Source organism: Candidatus Stoquefichus massiliensis AP9 (assembly GCF_000455285.1).
Classification (GTDB): Bacteria; Bacillota_I; Bacilli_A; order Erysipelotrichales; family Coprobacillaceae; genus Stoquefichus; species Stoquefichus massiliensis.
On record NZ_HG005286.1, the window covers coordinates 93,755 to 114,966 of the forward strand.

Sequence of the window (21,212 nt, forward strand, 5' to 3'; positions counted from 1 at the left end):
CTTTACCACTTCTTCACTCACGACATCACTATCAACAGTTTGTGGTAAACTTTCACTGGCTAGATATATGTCATGCCTGACACACCATGCAAAAATGAGGATATTTCATCATATCCTCATTTCTGTTCAATTTTAATTTCATGACTTAATATTTGATGATATATTTCTTCATCTTGATCACTAAAAACATTAAAAATAACTTGTTTGATATTTGAATGTTGTAAATATTTTTGAATTGTTTTCACAGCAATTTCTGCAGCCCTTTTAGGCGGAAAATGATAGACACCTGTAGATATACAACAAAAGGCGATTGATGAAAGATGATGATCTTCTGCTAATCTTAAACAACTTTCATAACATGATGCTAATAGAATTTCATCTTTAGTTGTAATAATATCTTTAATTATAGGACCTACTGTATGCAGTATGTAACGTGAGGGTAAATGATAAGCTTTGGTTATTTTTGCTTTACCCACTGGTTCTAAAAATCCTTGTCTTGTCATGATTTGATGACACTCATTTCTTAGTTCTATACCGGCATAGGTATGTATCGCATTATCAATACAATGATGTTCTGGTATAAAACAACCCTCCATCCTATTATTGGCAGCATTCACAATAACATCTACTTTTAATCTTGTTATATCTCCTTTCCAAACAATTATTCGTTGAGATTTATCTAATTCAACAATCCCTTTTTTATTTGTTTCTTCTTCTAACATCAAACCTTCAATTTCAATAAACTCCTTTGAAATAGGTGCTGCTTCTCGTATATTCACTAAAGAGCGATAAAGTGAAAAAAGTTCATCGTCAGTTGCCGGTATATCGATATTAATAGTCTTTTCTTTGAGTAAGTATTCTACAAGATATTTTAATCGTTCTCTTTGGTTCATAAATTTTCTCCTATCTTTTGAAGAACCTCATGAATATCTTCTTTAATTAAGAGTGATTGATCTCTGATTTCTAAAGGACAATCTATATCATAATTATTAATACAAATATAACTTGCTTTCTTATTATTTTGAGTATAATACCAAAAAGGATATTTAATAATAACTGGTGTATTATTACCTACACCTAGTTCTAAATAAACAATATGATGATTTTGATGCTTATTGATAAATGTTTCATATCTTAATTGAGCTTGATACCAACCTTCATCTTGAACAAAAGTTTCATCACTACGAAGATTCATCTGCATTGGTAAGCCACATTGAGGACAATAAGGAATTAATGATGTAGGTATTTTCATATGACTCTGTTGTGAGACCATTAATTTAACTATGTCTTCATTATCATATGTTTTTTGATGACAAGGCTTTGAACACTGCCATAATCCATAATCACCTTGTGTATAAAATAATCTCTTTTTATCAAAACCTGCTTTTTGAAATTGATGATCTACATTTGTTGTAAGAACAAAGTAATCCTTATCTTTAATTAATTGATATAACAGATAATATGTATCTTTAGGGGCTTGAATATAACGATTATAGTAAATGTATCGACTCCAATATGCCCAGAATTCTTCTAAGGTTTCATAAGGATAAAAGCCTGCTGAATACATATCACTAAAATGATATTTATTAATAAAATCAGAGAAATATTTTTGAAATCTTTCACCTGAATAAGTCAATCCTGCTGATGTTGATATTCCGGATCCCGCTCCAATCACTATAACATCGCATTCTTTAATTTCTCGAATTACTCTTTTCATAACATCTTTATTCATAATCTAACCCTTCTTTTAAATCATCTTGTGAATAGCATTTACAGGGCAATCTTCATAACACAATCCACAATGTAAACAATGAACTTGCTGTATAGTATAAACTTGATCTTTGTAAATACATTGTTGAGGACATATCCTTTGACACTTTCCACATTTTATACATTCTTTACCAATCACATATCCTCTTTTGATTTCTTTCTCTTCTCCCAATGAAAAATACATACGACAAATAGGATTTTGACTTAAATCAAAATATTCCAACTCACCCTTTTCTATACAAAATGCTTCTAAAATATAACGACTTTCTTGAGGATAAACACTCTGCATAGAAGGATTATCTATAAAAATACGGTCAATCCATTCTTTTTGATGATTTAACTTTTCAACAAAACCATGTAATCTTATCATTTCATAGTTTTGTGTTAATCCCGTAATAGCAATATATGGATTTATAATTAACTCTCTATAAAACTCTTTACCTCTAGCCGTACAAAAAACTAATTTCTTTGAATCCACATACATAACATCAATAATACGTACTCTTGGATGACCATTTTCATTGATCGTTGCTATAGAAACATCTTTAATTTGTCTTAATAATTTTAAACATCCACTTTTATTCATAAATTTCACCTATCTTCCTATACCTTAGTTATACTACCAAACAATACAAAAGAAAAGTACGCACTTCAAAGTGGTATAGGAACTTCAAAGTAACGAGTAATTGACTTTCTATCGTATAGTATATAAAATATACTTAATTACTATTAGATACAAGGAGGGATATCATATGCAAGATTTACCAGCGTGTCCTGTTGAGACTACATTATTATTAATAGGTGATAAGTGGAAAGTATTGATTATTAGAGATTTGCTATCTGGAACAATGAGATTTGGTGAACTAAAGAAATCTATAGGTTCTATTTCACAAAAAGTATTAACTTCACAATTACGCGCAATGGAAAAACAAGGTTTAGTTCATAGAGAAGTTTTTCCAGAAGTTCCGCCTAGAGTCGAATATTCATTAACAGAATTAGGTTATAGTTTAAAGCCTATTCTTGATTCTATGTTTGTTTGGGGTGAAAACTTCAAGAAAATAAAAAAAGCTGATTAAGGCTTTTTGAGATGTAATCCATCTTGAAATGCATTTCCTACTTTTTCACCAATCGATAAGTAATCATTATGAACTGGATCAAAGATAATCGGTTGTAATTTCATAGGGTCAATTTGACCCTTTTCATTTAAAATTCTTTCATCTGCACATACATTGACAATCTCTCCAATTAATAATTCGCTATCTGGATCATAACTTATGAATTGGCATTCTAATGTCATTGGAAATTCTTCAATAATAGGTGCATTGACAACCTCACTTTTCATAGTATGTAGATTTGCTTTTGTAAGTTTATCAGGTACATCATTTCCTGAAACAAGTCCAACATAATCTGCTTCTACAACATGTGATACATCAGCTATACTTACAGTAAATGCTTTTTGACTAAGAATATTTTTCATTGTTTTATGATTACTTGCAAGATAAAGGGCAATCTTTTTATAATCTGCAATACACCCCCAAGCAGCATTCATAGCATCAGCAACACCATCTTCATCATAACTTGCAATAATAAATACTGGTTGTGGGTATACAAATGGTTTTGCTCCAAAATTTTTTCTCATATAATAAACATCTCCTTTTCTATTTATATATTTCCTTCATATTACGCTTAATAACATATAAAATGAGTTTTATCCTAGTTGTCAGACTCATAATCCAAAGATTATAAAATCGGATGAAGATTTTTAACAACGTCTACTTCTTCACAACCTTTTACAGTACTCATTCACTAAGAACATTACTATTCTATTAATTGACTTTATTCAAAAATATGAGTTATGAATATCTCATTTCCACATGTCCCTAGATACGATTTTAGTCAAACAAATCAAACAATTATATCCATTCAAAAACTTTTAAAATATATAACCAAAAAGTGATTGAGAAACCACTTAATAATGTTGTTAACATGACAACATTAGCACTTAATACACCTGCATACCCCATATTCTTTGCCATTACAAAACAAGTGACTGTTGTGGCTGAACCTAACATAATTAATATTGCAACTAACTCTTCATTTTGAAACCCTAACATAATAGCGATTGGCAAGAAAATTATACAGAATCCAAATAATTTAATAAACGTGGCAATAAAAGCAGGCTTCATTTTTCCTAATGCTTTTTTTATATCAAAACTTGCACCCATAGCGATCAATCCCATGGGTGTTGCTAAAGCACTAACATTAGAAACTGTTTTTGATAAAATAGCTGGCATTGGTAGTTTTAATATTGACCAGACTAATCCAATAACAATACCTATTATAATTGGGTTTGTTATAATACCCTTAAAAGTTGTTTTTAATATATTTTGTGTATCTCTATTTGGCTGATAGTATGATAAAACAGTCACTGCCATAATGTTATATAAAGGTACACTTCCGATAATCATTAATGGTCCCATAACAGAATGACCATAAATGTTTTGAATTAATGCAACACCTAATAAAGCAGCACTACTGCGGTAAGATGCCTGTATAAACTCTCCCCTCAAACTTTTTTCCTTAAGTAAGGATGAAATCAATACAACAATCAGTATACTTAAAACTGTTACAAGAAAACAAAATGTAACAAATTTAAAATTCCATGCTTTTGCAAAATCTACAGTTGCCAAATCTTGAAATAATAAAACAGGTAGTGGCACAAGAAAAACAAATTTATTCATTTGTGATGCAAATGTTTCACTAATCCAACCTATCTTCTTTAAGACAATTCCTAATATCATCAACAAAAACACAGGAACTGTTGCATTTAAACTAAATATTAAACTATCCATAATATCCCCTCTTTATTTCAATTAACTATTAATATACTACAAATTTTCTATTATTTCTATAATGTATAGAAAAGTTCTCATATACATGATGTACATGAGAACTTTCTAATAACATGATTTTATAATTAGTCTTACATATTCAAGAAAAGAGATGCTTTCATCATTCCACCTTTATAATATAATCTTTGTTATGCTTGTTATTCCTTTCCCATCTTTGATTTCCGTGAAATTAATCTTGTTCGTCCTTTTGCCGCAACCAAATTTTCTAATTCTTTTAATGCATTTCTTCCTACCCATTGTTGATCTTTATTGGAAGATTGAATCAATTCATATGAAACAAGAATAGCTTTTTCATTATAATAGAAATCTTTTTTCCCTATTTCTTTAAGTGCATAGACAATTGCTTTTTTTACATAGATGCGAGAATCATTTGAATATTCAATAATATAGGATAAATAGTTAATCATAGTTTTTTCAGAAATATTTGAATCATAAATGATATGACTCCCTATCAATACAAAACCTGCCCGTTTTACATATGTTTTTTCTGATTTTACCCAATGAGATATAAAGTTTTCATATCCTTTAACCTTAATAATTAAGTTCTTACAAAGAAAGTTACATAAATCCCATGAATCTACTGTAAATATGAGTGATTCAATTTTCTGATAAGTCATTATGTGATAATCATATATGAAAACAGCTAGTAGTTTAGCTTCATGATACTCTGTATTCCATAATTCATCAGCTAAACAATTAGATTTTCCAATCTTTCTTGCTAGTTTTTTTAAGTCATGAGAAGAAACACCAATACTACAAGATTCAGGAATCCCCATTTTCACAACGTTTACCTTATATTTTTCAGATGATAATTCATATAACTGTTCTATAATTTCTTGACAGTTCATATGAGATTTAATGCTTTCTTTAAATCTTTGATATATAAGGATTGTTGCTTTTTTAAATATGCTTTTACAAATGGTTTCATGTAAAGTTTCTTAGCTTTAACATTTTCAGTAAAATCTATTGTCACTATTCCATCAGATTCACTTAGCAAACCCGTCCAATGTCCACTCATATTTTCATTTTCCATATCAAATTCATATCTTTGGTATGGAATAAATGCTGTTATTATAAATTGTGTTGGATATCCATCTTTTGTATACTCTATGAATCTTTTATCTGCTTCTGCAATTTCAATTTTACTAATATCACTACGCCATGTATAGTTTTCTAATGAAGTTATTGTCTCCCATACTTTTTTTATATCACATTGTAATTCTACTTTGATATTTGAAATACTCATCTTTTTTCTCCTTATTTTTTTATAACTGGAAGCCAATATTCATAAATAGCAGCGTTAGGATCAGCTTTAATATAAACTTCTATATCTGGAATATTTGCATATTGATAACCAGACGTGGGTAGCCACTCGATGATGACACGTCTTTCTAACTCCTGCAAACTTGTATTACTCCCCTGACCTGAGAAAACAGCCCAAGTTGTTGCTGGAATAAGATAATCATCAAAAGCATTATTAATCTTTTCAGATTTAACCGCAATCATATAACGCCAATCATCGAGATAATGAATACTTACTCCCAGTAATGCATAGGGGTCTTGATCCATAAGTTGACTTAATTGAACCAATGTTCCATCAGCAAGCGATTCATCCCATCTTGATGGAATATGCTTAAAATTCTCTGTAAGTTCTTTACTTAAAGGATAACTTTTTCCTATAATACGAAAACTCTCCTTTTTAAGAATTTTATAATTTAATGCTTCATTTCCTTCTATTGAAAATGTAAACTTAACTGTTGGGTAAGATTTTAAAGAACAATTGCCTTTTCTAACTAAAGAAGGTGCATAACCATGAACCGATTGAAAAGCTCGATTAAAAGCTGTTGGTGATTCATAACCATATTTCAATGCAATATCAATAATTTTAGTTTGACTTGTTTGCAAATCTACTGCTGCTAAAGACATACGACGTTTTCGGATATATTCATTTAATGACATATTTGTCATATATAGGAATGTTTTTTGAAAATGGTATGTAGGACAATCAGCTATTTGTGCTAATTGATCATAATTAATCTTTTCAGTTAGATGTTCTTCAATATATTCAATTACTTTATTCAAACGTTCTATCCATTCCATATAGCTTCTCCCTTTATTTTATTCTTATTCAGTTTACTTTTCCTCTCTTTTTATCATACATAAAAGAGAGTTGTTTATCAACTCTCATTAGACTACGAAAAGGAACAATTTCATTATTTTATTGATTTATTGTGCTAAATCTAGTCAGTAACTTGTTCTTTGGCTATTGTTATAAATTATACTTATTTTTGAATAACATATGCTCCATAAGGTGCAATATGAATAGTTTTCTGTATATCAATATGATGGTTTGAAATCAATAACTTTCCATCACTATATTCATGTAATGCATAATCATATTCATTTTCAGAAAAATTAGTAATAATTAATAATTTCTTATCTTGATATTCTCTTGTATAAATATATAAATCAGGATGTTCCTCTTCTAATAGAGTATATTTTCCATAAACAATAATAGGCATTTGATGTCTTAATTCAATTAATTTCTTGAAATATGAATAAATAGAATCTTGATTATTGATTTGTGATTTTGCATTAATTGTTTTATAGTTAGGATTTATTTTCATCCATGGAGTTCCTTGAGTAAATCCTGCATTTTCTTCATTGTTCCATTGCATAGGCGTTCTTGCATTATCACGACTATTTGCACATATACCTTTCATCATTTGTTCATGAGTTAAGACTTTCTTCTCTTGAACAAGTTCTTTATAAGCATTGAATACTTCGACATCTTGGCAATCATCTAATGATTGAAAAGGATAATTCGTCATACCAAGTTCTTCACCTTGATAAATATAGGGTGTTCCTTTAAGAAAATGAAGTGCAGTTGCTAACATTTTAGCAGAATCAGCCCAATATTTTTCAGTGTTTCCAAATCTTGAGACAGCACGAGGTTGATCATGATTATCCCAAAATAAACTATTCCATCCATAATCAGCTAACCCATATTGCCATTTTGTAAGTACTTTTTTTAATTGAACTAAATTTAATGGTATAGGTGTCCATTTCCCATATTCACCTAAATCTACATCCATATGTTCAAATTGAAATAACATGTTTAATTCATTTTCATAATCACCTGTATATTGTTTAGCCTGTTCAATCGAACAGGCTGTAATCTCACCAACAGTCATCACATCATATGAAGATAAAGCTTTTTGATTCATTTCTTTTAAAAATTCATGAATACGAGGTCCATTACTTACATATTTTGATGGACGCATATATTGTTGAGATTGTGGTAATACATCTTCAAATGTTTGTACTTTACTTATTTTATTAATAACATCCATTCTAAAACCATCAATGCCTTTATCTAACCACCATCTCATCATTTTATAAATTTCTTCACGTAAAATTTCATTTTCCCAATTTAAATCAGGTTGTTTTGATGAATAAAGATGCAAATAATACATATCCGTTGTTTCATCATATTGCCATGCTGATCCTGAAAATACAGATGCCCAATTATTAGGCTCTTTGCCATTTTTACCCTCTTTCCAAATATAATAGTCACGATATGGATTATCTTGAGTTTGATGACTCTCTATAAACCATTGATGCTCATCAGAAGTATGATTAACAACTAAATCCATAACAATTTTTATATTCCTATTATGAGCTTCCTTCAATAACATCTCAAAATCATCCATTGTTCCAAAATCCTTTGATATTGCTTGATAATCACTGATATCATAGCCATTATCAACATTAGGAGATTGGTATACAGGTGATAGCCAAATAATATCTATTCCTAAATCTTTTAAATAATCTAACTTTGAAATAATCCCTTGAATATCTCCTATTCCATCATCGTTACTATCACAAAAACTCCTTGGATAAATCTGATAAATAACACTTTCCTTCCACCAAACTTTCATAATCCACCTCTTTCTACTTTTAGAATACATGATATATAGAAAACTTACAATGAAATTTTATTGTTCTATTTCTCATATCTGGTTATATATGAAAACATAATTTAATATTGTATTCCACTTATTGTTATTATCATACGAACTTTTTTCAAAAAATTAAAAATAGAAATTTTTTGCGTATATAGAAGTAGGAGGGTTTTTATATGAGCAAGAACAAACAAGTCACAGATTTTAAGAATGATGTCCTTTTCAAATATTCACTAGGTCTCAACAACAATAATTTTCCCTATCATCAACATCATTAAGGACAAAATGTTCATATAGCGAATATGATCGCCAATAAGAATAGTGTTGAAGAAATAAAGTATTACATAGAAAACAATTAAATATATTTAATAAAAGCAGATATTTTCATACCTGCTATCATTTAATGAATATTATTTCTTCTCTTTCCAATCATATCAGTGACTTTCATTCTTAATACTGTTGTCACTTTAATCATATCAGTATTAAATTTGAAATCTTCAGCATGATATTGTCGCATTAATATCTTTAATGCATCATATTTATCCTCATCAGCAACCTCCTCAATGAGACCATGTCCAATAACACTCGCATATCCCATTGTACAGCTCATTCTTTCTTCATATAAAATGAAGTTATGATCACAATCCATTTCAAATGTTGCACGATTATCTTTTTTAATCAAATCTAATTTCTTCCCTGCTGTTGCACAATGGAAATATAAATAAACTTGATCTCCTTGTACATCTAATCCAAAATTTAATGGGACGATATATGGAAATCCTTCATCATTTAATGCAATTCTACAAACATCACATTTTTTTATAATTTCAATCATTTCATTAAAATCAGTTATTTCTCTATCCTTTCTTCTCATCTTTCTTTCCTCCTCTTATTTTCTTTTTTATTTATTACAATAACGTGTTCATACTAATCAGAAGATTTATTTTGCTAGTAAAATCATCAGTATCATTTAGAAAATTTTTCTCTGTCTGTCATTCTGCTAAGTCAACATATAAATTCTTCTTGATTTACTTACAAGATAACTTATTCCTTTTAAAAAGACAATATGTTTAAAGCATATTGGCTCATTACTACAAAAAACATTTTATTTTAATACTTATAATGTAGTAATACTACATTATATCTTTTGATTTTTATTAAAAAGTTCTATATATAGTTTTTCTAATTCTAATGTACTTTCATAATTTTGTGAAAAAAGAATTGCATAGATTAAGTGAATGATACAATTGATTGATATAAAAAAGACAGCATCTTTTAACTTCTCTGATGAAGTTTCTGATAAACCATATAAAGAATAAAGACATAGTTTTGCTAAACCTTCATCTAATGATGATGTTAAAGCAATTGTTTTGATTCCTCTTTCTTTTAATGTTTTTGCAGTATTAATAATATAAGGATTTTTTCCACTTTTACTAATCAATATAACGATATGATCTTTGGGTATATTTAAGCCTAAAAGCAATTGTTTATTGTTATTATGATAAACAGTTGCTATTTTTCCAACACTCCATAATAAATGGCTTGCATATTCTGCTATAGTAGAATTAGTATCAGTTGCAATAATATCAATATATTGGTATTGATTAATTAATATCATGACTTTATATAATGTTTCTATAGAAATTGTTTCTTTTGTTTTTTGTATAATACTTGTTTCTATTTCAGATATTTTATTGACAAGTGTAATCATATCTTCGTTAGATTGGATAGAGGGTATTGGGTTTTTCATATTTTTCAAATCTGAAACAATATGTAACCTAAAATCAGTATATGATTTATATTTTAATTTTTTGATAAATCTTATAATTGATGTAGAACTTGTATATGTCCTTCTTGCAAATTCTCCAGAAGATATATAAGGTATCTCATCAAGATGATTAATCAAATACTCAACAATAATCTCTTCGTTAGCATTTAAATGATTATTTTCTTTTAATCTTTCAAAAATATTACTCATATCTCTATCACTTCCTTTTTAAATATTGACTTAGATTTTTATTTTATCGCTCTAATCAATCCCAATAATTATATATAATTTCTCCTATCGTTTGTGGTTTCCAATAATTAATTTGTTCAAGTTCTATCGGACTTAATAAGTTCAAAATATCATGATAACTTTCATTGAGTTGATTTTTATTTAACCATCCGTACTTCATTAATACGCTTTTATTCATATTTGAGATATTAATAAAAGTTATATTATCATTTATTGAAGAAGCAAATGCAAAATAAGTATAATATGCATTCATAAGTAAATAAACACTTTTATCATCAAGTAAAAGTTCAGAAACATAGAAATTCTTATTTATAAGTGAAGTATCAATGGATAAAATGGTTGCTGGGTATTCTTGAATAAATTCATAACAGATTTTTTTAAATAGTTTTGGTTCTATAGCTTGCATATCATTATCATCTTCATAAAAACCAGTAATTCCTTTTGATAATATCATATGTAATCATCCTTTAACAAGTTTATAATCTCTTGCGTCATATCTTCATCTGACAAGTCCCAAGGAAATGGATCAGTATCTTCCATTGTATTGTTCATGACTTGTTGTATATCATCTGCCCATTCAATAACAATAAATGGCTGAGTAGGAAATAGTACTTCACATACACGATAATATTGGTTCTGATATTTATAAACTGTTCTTGTAGATACAATAGTATCTGAAATCTCATTACCATGACAAGACACTTGATGAGGCAAAGAAATGTTAAGAGGCCTTGCTCCAAAATCGATTAATATTTGTTCTACATAATCTTTTTTCATTTCAAATTCTTTTCTTATTATATCTGTATATGTCCACATATGAATATCTCCTATTTATTCAAGAAACTAACTTTCATGTGTTACAACAATAACTTCACTTTGACTATTTAAATAAACAACTAATATCTCATCCGTCATATCTGTATTATACATAAAATCTAATATATAGATCTGATCATTAAACTTTTCATCAAAGTCACTTCCTAAACGATTTAATTTTAAGTATTTTAGCATATCATTGACTGATATATCTTTATCATCTTTGATCCCTAATAATTCTCCAAGTCTGCCATCTTTAAATTCATTATAATGAAATTCTAAAAAGTATGAAATGATTGAATAATACTGACTTTGAGTATCTTGAAGTTGTTCGTGAAGATAATCAAATACTTTTGAAATGATATTGTCTATATTATCTAAGACAAATCCTACCTTATTCATTTTTTCTTCATCTTTTGTAATTTCTTCTGTCACATCAAAACGAAAAGGTGTACCTACCTCGTTAATATCAAACCATATATCTTCTGTTGGTTCATAGAGTATATTTGAATATTTTTGACTTTTAATTTTAAACATTTTATTCTCCTTTATTATTTTCAATTTCTTTTAACATCTCTTTAATCTGTCTTGTTTTTTCATCAATCTCACAACAAGATAATGCTTTTTCAAGCAATGCTTGTGCCTGTATATAATCAGGTAAAAAGAAATAACTATATCCCAATGTATAACAATATTCATAGTCACTTAATTGGTCTTTTAATGGGACAAGAATATTAATTGCTTTTAATAAACTTTCTTTATTTCCTTTATTATTATAAGCAGCAGCAAGTTGCCTTAATATTTGTGGTATTTGCTGATATGATGGTAATTGCTTGATAAAATGAATAATTTTATCATATTTCTGACATATATTATACTTTTCAATAATAACATTGATATCTTGTGATGTCATTTCTTCTTCAATTTCTTTAATATTCATAGACGTATAAGCCTCTGGATTATCTTGATACCTTTCTGTTAATTCCTTTATAGACTCTATTTGAAATTCTTCATATGTTTTATATTTATCATATCCTAAGCGACTAAATATCCCACTAGAACAATCACCCCAATCTGATAATCTTCCAACAATTTCAAAGAATTGATCATTATATTTTTCAAATCTCTTGGTTCCTGTTGCTTTAAGATATCCCAATATACAATTTGTAAATGTATAATATAGTGATGGTGATCTTTCAGCAATATAATTCATGTTATGAAAACTTCTATCAATAATATATGATGAATAAATATCTTCCATTGATGGTATATTCTTTATTCTAAGTGATGTTTGAATATAGGTATAATACGTTTCTTTGTCAAAATGTTTTCCTCCAATGACAATTAAAGCACCCCATGTTTGATCACTATATTGAAATGCAAGAACTGTTCCATTTATGTATTTACTTTTAACTGGAACAGGTGGTGAAACTCTTTTTGTTGACTTTGCTTTTTTAACACTTATCTTCTTTATAAACTTTTTTGTGATTTTCTCTCTTTGTTTTAAAAATTGTTCATCAGCATCTAATGACTTTGCATGAGCAATGTCTTCTCCATTTAATACAAGAGATGTCACTTCATCAAGAAACTGGTTATCTAACTCTCCAACTTGCCACATACAATCTGCCAATGCAAATATCACATCACACTTTTCTTCTTCTCCAAATTGTTTAAGTATATCATTTTTAATGCTTTGTGGTTCTTCACCTTGATTGTATCTTTTAAAGAAGTTATCCTTTAAATCACAAGCTGTATCACTCCCAAAAATAGCTGCACTCCAAACGCCCATAAACATTTCTCTCCTTCTTAATCTAAATCATGAATTGCTACTAAGAAATAATTTGCTGAGGTTCACATAGAAAATTAATCATATCATCAATATAGGACAACAATTGTTTTTCATCACACTTTTTAACAATGTATATACTTCTATGCAGTTCATATCTACTGTTATACACTGATGGATCATAACTTTTAATAAAATCTATTTCTTCATAATCTGATAATTGAAATACAACTGTTTTTATATATCCCCTAGCACCTGCTAAAAACTCAAATGTTTTAAATACTGATTGTGAAACAATCGATAATATTATAAACACAATCCCTAATCTAATAAGATATTTTTTGTGTAGTCTAATGCCTCATATTTATCTCTTGTTTTTACACACTTGATAAGATGTAGAGCAAATATAATAACTGGAAAAAGAAAGAATACTGATATAAATCTAAATTTTATGATAAGCATTATGAATACAAAAACTATAATAACTGCGACAAAAAATTGAATATCTATGAGTTCATTGTTTTTATTTTTCATAAGCTCCACTCCATATATATTTTTTATCTTTCTATAATTTTATAGTATCATATGATATTATAAAAACAATATATTTCAATCTTTAAAAAATAATAAATATACTTTGGTTGCATAATTTTCTAGATATTTTGCCATATGTTTTGACACTTCTTAAAATGGTATTGTTCTCCAGTATTTATAAAAAATCGCACACGCTTTAAATTCAGCCCCAAACATGCAAAAATAAAAGATACTTATCAATTAAAGTTTTAATAAGTATCTCATTTAGCACATGGAATGATGTTCCATTCCCATATCGTTTTCGTTGATATAATCTATTGTTTCTTTTAGAAATTTAAATTTCTCATCTAGCAGTTCCTGACTTTGTCTAAAAATTTCTGTAAGTTTTGTATAATCATTTTGAGACTGTGCCATATATAGTGCCTGTTTATACTCCTTTGAGTAATGATCATCAATTAAGATCAGATCAACATTATTTTCAATACACTGTTTAAGCATAATAAATCTTCCTATGCGACCGTTTCCATCTTGATAGGGGTGAATATTCTCAAACTTTGCATGAAATTTTATAATATCTTCTATAGTTTTATTTGAATCTTCCCACTGTTTGAGCAGTTCATCTATCTTGGATTCTACTTCCCAAGGCTGTGCCAGTTTCAAATCCACACCTGGTATCATATTGGGAATTTTTTTCCAGCATCCAGAGAAGCCTCTTTCATAATCCAATGTTTTATCTTTTAACATGCGATGAAATTCAAGCATGATTCTTTTTGATAAAGGCTCTCCTAAGGTATCTACCACAAAATCAAAGAGTTTTGTTGAATTGATTGTTTCATAAACATCATTTATCTTATGACTTCCTTCAATAATATTTTCCTGAAGATATTTTTCTAGATTTTCCTTTGTAAAGGTACTGCCCTCTAGCTTATTTGAATGATATAAAAACTCAGTTTTGACACTCTCATATGCTGAATTAGGAGTATCCTTTAATAATTTCAATACCTCAGATGTAATAATCATTCTTTATTCACCACCTTTTATCGCTATCTATTATACCATTATTTAATAATAATTAGTATTTGCTTTATTCAACGCTTAGTGTTTTCTACTCTGATTTTTTAAAACTGCGAATTTCTTCTTGTTTTTCCATTTCCTCAATAAATTCCTATTATTTCTGTTATGACAATACCATAAGTTACCTTTTTATTTCTTGTATTGAGATATACACTTAGCATCTTCATTCTATTCTCCCTCCCTGTCAATTAGTTTTTGTTTTCATTGTATTAACTATTCTCTTTACATCTTCTTCCTTAGCAAAGATGCATAATAGTATTGCTGTAAACATATCTGTGAATTCAGGCACAGTTATATTAAACTCTTTTTATGCATAATTGACCATATTGAATACACACACTCCATTAAGTCTTTTTCATTAATATCATGTGACATGAATGTTCTTAATTCATATTTTCTTTCTAGCATGTTAATTTCAAAACTATTATCTACTGAAAACAATTAAACGGCGAGTCTTGTGTATCTAATCAGTTAGAGTTAACATATCCATTTTCTAAAATTATAGATAAACAAGAATTTAGTAATATTCCTTTAATAGTTTCTACAAACCAGTATTTTCTAGATTAATACAATGGAATTTCTCTAATCCTATTTCCTTCTATTCTTAAATTCGTTTAGTGGATTCATCAAGTTCTCTTTTCTAATACTTAGAGGATTGTCCCTTGGATTATCTAAATTATATTTTTTCGCCCAAGATTTAAAATTTCTATTTATGTAATTCCTTAAGCTAACTGGATCTGAATATTTATGATATATATCATATAAGTTTAATTCATCTATCAATTTTAAATTATTATCTTTTAAAATATCCAACATATTTGTAATCGAAGAATTATTCATAATTTGAAATGAATATATATCATTATTTGTTGTAATATCTAAATCAACATAATACTGTAGAATATGGAAAATTAATCCGTTTTCTCCCATAGAACTACACATTGATAAAGAAATACTAACAACATCATCAAATTCTATAACAATATCATTAAATAGAAATTGCTTATTTATAATATTCAAAGTTTGATATGATGATTCATTACTATCATCAAGATCAAATACAATATTTACTTTGTACCTCTTAAGATAATTTTTAATATCTTTTTCAATATTATCTAATCTTTCTTTAGACTTCTGAATATATTTCTTCTTAGTTTCTAATGCTTGACGTATTGACAAATCACCATTAAATATTAGTTTTATCTCATCAATAGATATTTCCATGTTTCTCAGTAACATAATTAACCTTACTTTATCAATATCTTCTTGTTGATAGTTTCTAAAGTTGTTTTCTTCTCTTAGTGGATGAATGAAACCTTCTTCCTCATAATAAATTAAAGTTCTTTTGTTAATACCTAATAACTTTTCTAATTCGTGAGTTTTCATTATCGTTACCTCTCTTTCTAACTTCATTTAACACTATACCGTAACGATACGTTCAAGAGTTATTTGAACTTTTAATATAATTTTGTTAACCAAATTCTAATTTTCCAGTTTGACAAACTGAAATTTATCTTCTGATTTTTCCCTCGTCTGTACAATAATCTTTAACCCCGCAATATTGGCATTTTATTTTATGTTCCTTCATTGAATGTACTTCAAAAATCATTTGCGTCCATTTTGGGTGAAATTATTTACCACAATTTCTACATTTAAAATTATGTTTACTCTGTACCGTTGCAATTACCAAACATATTATAACAGCAAAAATAATTACTCCAACTAAACAAATGATAATAATATCTTCCATTTTATTACCTCCACAAATTCTAATTTTTATGAATCTCTACACGATCCTATAAACTGGAATTTAGTAGTATACCTTTCATAAGTTTTGATAATTGTTTAGGATTCTCAACCATAATCATATGACAAGAATCATGAATAAACAATATATTGAGATGATTTAAAACCTGTGCAGATAAATTTAAATCCTGTATCTTTGCTGGATATTCCGACATACCACGGTCACCATAAATCGCATAAATATCCTGTGTAACTTCATTGACTAAAGTGCTATAATCAAAATCAACTTGAATTGACTTCAATAATTCAGCAGTATAAAATTCCCTTTCTTTACTAAACATTTGAAGAATACTGTTTCCATATTTATCCATGTTTTTTTGTGTCATTAAATTTCTATAAAATTCATTAGCAGGCTTCAAATTTGTATCCAAATAGATTATTTTATCGACTTTTATTTTATATTTTGCAGTTAATTGCAATGCAATGATTCCTCCAAGACTATGTCCTATAATTGCATCATAATAGTGATGACCATAGTTTTTATAAACCCATTCAGTAATATCATCAACTTTTTTTGCGTGTAGTGTTACTTCATGCGGGTACTCCACATAATCAATTTCAAATTCTTTTAGATAAGGGTCTATAGCATTCCATATGTCTTTCGTGCAATTAACACCATACAGTATCATCAATCTCATAATTCATTTCCTCCTACAAATTCTAATTTTTATTACTCATGTTTAAAGCCGATAAACTGGAATTTATCTACATCTTTCTGTATGTGTATACATCAACCGATACAATCTCTTGACCACCCCAATTCTTTTCTTGTAAAGTATAATCCTCTTTGACAAAACCATTGTTTAATAATATTTTTGATGAATGTAAATTTTCTGGCATAACAAATGCATTAAGTGTTGTAATCCCAATTTCATTCACTAAATATTCCACCATTAGTTTTAGAGTATTCGATGCGATTCTCTTATTCCAATAATCTTCGTTCACTCTATAACCTATTGTTATTCTGTTTTCTCTTTTTTTGTAGTCGAACATTTCTGCTAAACCCACTAGTCTATTAGGATTGTCCTTTAAATAGATGCCTGCAATTATTTGCTTTTTCTTTTCAAAATCCCTTTCACCCAAATTTTTGATTGCAGTCTCTAATACTTTATTACTTTTCTTATATAGAAATGGAGGTATAAACCTATATACATTGTCATTATTGCTAATCTCTGACAACGCTTCAACATCATTTAATTCCATTTTTTTTATAATCACTTTATCATTTTCCAAATATGGAAATATCTCAAATAACTTTGTCATCTTAACCTCCTTAAATTCTGATTTTCAACTATATCCATCATAGCATAATTTTCAAAACATAGATACCATTGTGACATCCAACTTGGCACAGTTTTTTGAATTTCAGCACCCAAAAATAGCTCTTTTTTCATAAAATCTAGATGACATCCACGGTGAAGGAGTAAATAAAAAAGTTGGACAAATCATCGAATAAGCCTTTATTTATCGGCTTTTTTTCGATGACATCCAACTTGGCACTTTTATTTGGTGGAGGCGGCGGGAATCGAACCCGCGTCCAAAAGCCGTCCCATATGAAGCGTCTACAGCTTATCTTGTGGAATGGATTTAACTAAGCTACGATCCACAAGCAGTCTTTCACTTAGCGATTCTGTAAATTTTCGTGATATACGTCCAGACTCCATATATCCTTATCCCATTGGTTATGTTACCAGTTATCTAACTATAGGCACGCTAAATAGTGGCAGCTCTCAAGTCTATGTCGACTATGCGAAAGCGTAGTTTGTTTGTCTGTTTCCAGATATTTGTTTGTACATGTAACGTATGCCTACGGCTGCAACTCCATTCAAACTGACCCCTGTCGAATCCAAGACGCCCCCATTAGTAAGCATTTTTCAATGCTCTTTCAATGTCACGTTTAGAATCTTTTTCTTTAAGATCTTGACGTTTATCATATAACTTCTTACCTTTTGCCAATGCAATTTCTACTTTAAGTTTTGCTGTATTGAAATACAGTTTTGTAGGTACAATTGTTAATCCTTGTTCCTTAATTTCTTTTTGTAACTTCTTAATTTGTTTTTTATGAAGTAACAGTTTTCTTGTACGAAGAGGTTCGTGATTAAAACGATTCCCTTGTTCATAAGGTGCAATATGCATGTTTTCTATATAAGCTTCATCATTCTTAATTCGAATAAATGAATCCTTTAAGTTCACACTTCCTTTACGAACAGATTTAATTTCTGTACCCTTCAGTTCAATTCCAGCTTCATAAGTATCTAATATAAAGAAATCATGGTAAGCTTTCTTATTTTGTGAAACAATCTTCATGCATATCAACCCCCTTGCTATCTTCTCTTTTTTCTTGCAAAACTTCTTGGCTTATTTATTTTACCTTTTTTCTTTCGATTTGTCTTTACTTTTTTGTCGTTTAAGTGAATTGTTTTTGGTTTTTTTACTCTAGGTTTCATTCCAACCAACTCAAAATCAACGGTTCTTTCTTTTTTGTTCGCCCCAATAACCTTTACTTTCACTTTATTAGATAATTTAAATGTCTTACCAGTTCTTTCCCCAACCAGCATAATATTCTTTTCATCATAATGATAAAAATCATCAGTAAGATCTGTAATATGAACTAATCCATCAATTGTATTAGGTAATTCTACAAAGAATCCAAATTGTGTAATAGAAGAAATAATACCTTCAAATTCCTCACCTATATGACCCTCCATATATTCAGCCATCTTCATATCATCTACTTCTCTTTCAATTTGAATAGATTCTCTTTCTCTAAAGGATGATTGCTCAGCAAGTTCAGGTATAACTTCTTCAAAATGAGCAGTCTTTTCTATATCATGTTGAAATAAGAAAGTTCTAATACATCTATGAACTAATAAATCGGGATAACGACGTATTGGTGATGTGAAATGTGTATAATACTCATCTGCTAAACCAAAATGACCTAAACATTGTCTATCATATCTTGCTTTTTGCATACATCTTAATAATAACGTAGAAATAACTGTATGTTCTTCTGTTCCTTTAGATGCTTCTATAATAGCATTTAATTCATTAGGATAAACATGATCTAATGATCCTTTTATTGTATAACCTAATGGTTTTACAATAGCAGCAAATTGTTGTAGTTTCTTTAATTTAGGATGTTCATGAACACGATAAATAAATGGTAATTCCATCCATTTAAAATGTTGAGCAACCGTTTCATTAGCTTTTAACATAAACTCTTCAATAATCTTATCAGAAATTCCTCTTGTTCTTAAAACAACATCAGTTGGTTTTCCCTTATCATCAACAAGAACTTTCGCTTCATCAACATCAAAATCAATAGCTCCTCTTTCAAATCTCTGTTTTCTTAAAATATCAGCTAATTCCTGCATTAAGAAAAACATAGGAACAACTTCTCCATACTCTCTTTGTAAATCTTTATCACCATCAAGGATCTTATTAACATTATTATACGTCATTCGATAAGAAGAATGTATAACAGACGGAATGATTTCATGACTCATGACTTGACCATTCTTATCAATTTCCATTATACAGCTTATTGTATAACGATCAACATTCGGATTTAATGAACATATTCCATTAGATAACTTATGTGGTAACATTGGAATGACTCTATCAACTAAATAAATAGATGTCCCTCTTTTGATTGCTTCTTTATCTAGAGGCGAACTTTCTGTTACATAAAATGATACATCAGCAATATGAACTCCTAATTGATAATGTCCATTTTTTAATTTCTTTAAAGAAATAGCATCATCTAAATCCTTAGCATCATCCCCATCAATTGTAACAATCATTTCATTTCTTAAATCAACACGATTAACAATATCACTAGGATCAATCTCATCAGCAATCTTCTCCACCTGGTCATAGACAGCTTCAGGAAAATCAATATCTACATCATGTGCATGTACAATTGATAAGATATCAACCCCAGGATCATTATGATGCCCGATAACCTTAATGATATCTCCCTTTAATTGAGGTTTAAAAGTCTTGATTTCAACAACAACTTTATGACCTGGCATAGCTCCATGCATATGTGCACTATCTACTAAAATCATTTTTTCAAACTTAGCATCATCAACTTTTACAAAATAGTCTCTTTTACCACGTTTGACTTCACCAACATAACGCATCTTTCCACGCTTAATAACTTTCACAACACGTCCTTCTTCTTTATTTCCATGAGAACGAATCTTTTCAATTAATACAGTATCTTTATCAAAAGCGTCTTTCATATGAGATTCATTAATATAAAATTCCTGATCTTCAGAAACTCTTACAAAACCAAATCCCTTTTTATTCATTTCTAATGTTCCACTATAAAAATGCAATTGTTCAATTAAATAATAATCATTATACTTACTTCTCATTATTATTCCTTCATCTTCTAACTCATTCATAAGTTTAATGAAAGCAATATAATCTTGAGTTCCAGTCATATGAAAATATTCAGCTAATTCATTTATTTTTCTTCTTGTATAAGTTTGATCTTCCAATAGTTCTAATATTTTCTCTTTCAT

At 28.7% G+C, this 21,212-nt stretch carries 23 protein-coding genes and 1 other RNA gene; 1 reads left to right on the forward strand and 23 read right to left on the reverse strand.

What is annotated here, in order from left to right; translation table 11 throughout:
* Nucleotides 1–116 precede the first annotated feature (116 nt).
* The 3 genes from BN350_RS04580 to BN350_RS04590 are packed head-to-tail and all read right to left on the reverse strand — an operon-like array spanning nt 117 to nt 2,356.
* Nucleotides 117–893 (reverse strand): protein-ADP-ribose hydrolase, encoded by a 777-nt coding sequence (locus BN350_RS04580; RefSeq protein WP_028042532.1) that lies wholly within the window; start codon nt 891–893, stop codon nt 117–119.
* Nucleotides 890–1,732 (reverse strand): SIR2 family NAD-dependent protein deacylase, encoded by an 843-nt coding sequence (locus BN350_RS04585; protein ID WP_028042533.1) that lies wholly within the window; start codon nt 1,730–1,732, stop codon nt 890–892. The genes BN350_RS04580 and BN350_RS04585 overlap by 4 nt, the downstream gene beginning before the upstream one ends.
* A 15-nt stretch (nt 1,733–1,747) precedes the next feature.
* Nucleotides 1,748–2,356, reverse strand: a complete 609-nt coding sequence (locus BN350_RS04590; protein WP_028042534.1) for a pyridoxamine 5'-phosphate oxidase family protein — start codon at nt 2,354–2,356, stop codon at nt 1,748–1,750.
* A 166-nt stretch (nt 2,357–2,522) separates the two neighbouring features.
* Between BN350_RS04590 and BN350_RS04595 the strand changes: the two genes are divergently transcribed.
* Entirely contained in the window at nt 2,523–2,846 is a 324-nt protein-coding gene (locus BN350_RS04595) for a winged helix-turn-helix transcriptional regulator (RefSeq protein ID WP_028042535.1), read from the forward strand.
* Here the strand turns inward: BN350_RS04595 and BN350_RS04600 are convergent.
* The 20 genes from BN350_RS04600 to rnr form a co-directional block, all read right to left on the reverse strand.
* Entirely contained in the window at nt 2,843–3,409 is a 567-nt protein-coding gene (locus BN350_RS04600; RefSeq protein ID WP_028042536.1) for a flavin reductase family protein, read from the reverse strand. The genes BN350_RS04595 and BN350_RS04600 overlap by 4 nt on opposite strands.
* A gap of 274 nt (nt 3,410–3,683) precedes the next feature.
* Nucleotides 3,684–4,622 carry an AEC family transporter gene (locus BN350_RS04605; RefSeq protein ID WP_028042537.1) on the reverse strand — a complete coding sequence of 313 codons (939 nt, stop codon included), beginning with the start codon at nt 4,620–4,622 and terminating at the stop codon, nt 3,684–3,686.
* A 197-nt stretch (nt 4,623–4,819) separates the two neighbouring features.
* Complete coding sequence (locus tag BN350_RS04610; protein WP_028042538.1) at nt 4,820–5,530, reverse strand: DNA alkylation repair protein; 711 nt, start codon at nt 5,528–5,530, stop codon at nt 4,820–4,822.
* Nucleotides 5,527–5,928, reverse strand: coding sequence for a polyketide cyclase (locus BN350_RS04615; protein WP_028042539.1), 402 nt, complete (start codon nt 5,926–5,928; stop codon nt 5,527–5,529). The genes BN350_RS04610 and BN350_RS04615 overlap by 4 nt, the downstream gene beginning before the upstream one ends.
* An 11-nt stretch (nt 5,929–5,939) precedes the next feature.
* Nucleotides 5,940–6,782, reverse strand: a complete 843-nt coding sequence (locus BN350_RS04620) for an AraC family transcriptional regulator (RefSeq protein WP_028042540.1) — start codon at nt 6,780–6,782, stop codon at nt 5,940–5,942.
* Nucleotides 6,783–6,964: 182 nt separating this feature from the next.
* The gene (locus BN350_RS04625; protein WP_081652843.1) at nt 6,965–8,623 is read right to left on the reverse strand and encodes a glycoside hydrolase family 13 protein; all 1,659 of its coding nucleotides are present in this window, start codon (nt 8,621–8,623) and stop codon (nt 6,965–6,967) included.
* Nucleotides 8,624–9,047: 424 nt separating this feature from the next.
* The gene (locus tag BN350_RS04635) at nt 9,048–9,521 is read right to left on the reverse strand and encodes a pyridoxamine 5'-phosphate oxidase family protein (RefSeq protein ID WP_028042542.1); all 474 of its coding nucleotides are present in this window, start codon (nt 9,519–9,521) and stop codon (nt 9,048–9,050) included.
* Between the two features lie 264 nt (nt 9,522–9,785).
* Nucleotides 9,786–10,625, reverse strand: a complete 840-nt coding sequence (locus BN350_RS04640) for a MurR/RpiR family transcriptional regulator (protein ID WP_028042543.1) — start codon at nt 10,623–10,625, stop codon at nt 9,786–9,788.
* Nucleotides 10,626–10,680: 55 nt separating this feature from the next.
* Nucleotides 10,681–11,118: a hypothetical protein gene (locus BN350_RS04645; RefSeq protein WP_028042544.1), complete on the reverse strand. Its 438-nt coding sequence runs from the start codon at nt 11,116–11,118 to the stop codon at nt 10,681–10,683.
* Nucleotides 11,115–11,480 (reverse strand): hypothetical protein, encoded by a 366-nt coding sequence (locus BN350_RS04650; RefSeq protein ID WP_028042545.1) that lies wholly within the window; start codon nt 11,478–11,480, stop codon nt 11,115–11,117. The genes BN350_RS04645 and BN350_RS04650 overlap by 4 nt, the downstream gene beginning before the upstream one ends.
* Nucleotides 11,481–11,507: 27 nt before the next feature.
* The gene (locus BN350_RS04655; RefSeq protein WP_028042546.1) at nt 11,508–12,017 is read right to left on the reverse strand and encodes a DUF2004 domain-containing protein; all 510 of its coding nucleotides are present in this window, start codon (nt 12,015–12,017) and stop codon (nt 11,508–11,510) included.
* A 1-nt stretch (nt 12,018) separates the two neighbouring features.
* Nucleotides 12,019–13,269: a hypothetical protein gene (locus tag BN350_RS18485; RefSeq protein ID WP_187117102.1), complete on the reverse strand. Its 1,251-nt coding sequence runs from the start codon at nt 13,267–13,269 to the stop codon at nt 12,019–12,021.
* 40 nt (nt 13,270–13,309) lie between these two features.
* On the reverse strand, nt 13,310–13,582 hold the full coding sequence (locus tag BN350_RS04665) for a hypothetical protein (protein ID WP_028042547.1): 273 nt from the start codon (nt 13,580–13,582) through the stop codon (nt 13,310–13,312).
* Nucleotides 13,583–14,064: 482 nt separating this feature from the next.
* On the reverse strand, nt 14,065–14,820 hold the full coding sequence (locus BN350_RS18490; protein WP_044600122.1) for a Fic family protein: 756 nt from the start codon (nt 14,818–14,820) through the stop codon (nt 14,065–14,067).
* 642 nt (nt 14,821–15,462) lie between these two features.
* Nucleotides 15,463–16,260 carry a helix-turn-helix domain-containing protein gene (locus BN350_RS18495; protein WP_049945513.1) on the reverse strand — a complete coding sequence of 266 codons (798 nt, stop codon included), beginning with the start codon at nt 16,258–16,260 and terminating at the stop codon, nt 15,463–15,465.
* 410 nt (nt 16,261–16,670) lie between these two features.
* Nucleotides 16,671–17,318, reverse strand: a complete 648-nt coding sequence (locus BN350_RS04700) for an alpha/beta fold hydrolase (protein ID WP_028042549.1) — start codon at nt 17,316–17,318, stop codon at nt 16,671–16,673.
* 67 nt (nt 17,319–17,385) lie between these two features.
* Nucleotides 17,386–17,943, reverse strand: coding sequence for a GNAT family N-acetyltransferase (locus BN350_RS04705; protein ID WP_028042550.1), 558 nt, complete (start codon nt 17,941–17,943; stop codon nt 17,386–17,388).
* Nucleotides 17,944–18,187: 244 nt separating this feature from the next.
* Nucleotides 18,188–18,539: a transfer-messenger RNA gene (gene ssrA / locus BN350_RS20195) on the reverse strand.
* A gap of 1 nt (nt 18,540) precedes the next feature.
* Complete coding sequence (gene smpB / locus BN350_RS04720; protein WP_028042551.1) at nt 18,541–18,987, reverse strand: SsrA-binding protein SmpB; 447 nt, start codon at nt 18,985–18,987, stop codon at nt 18,541–18,543.
* Between the two features lie 17 nt (nt 18,988–19,004).
* A partial coding sequence (gene rnr / locus BN350_RS04725) for a ribonuclease R (RefSeq protein ID WP_028042552.1) occupies nt 19,005–21,212 on the reverse strand: 2,208 nt, incomplete at its 5' end.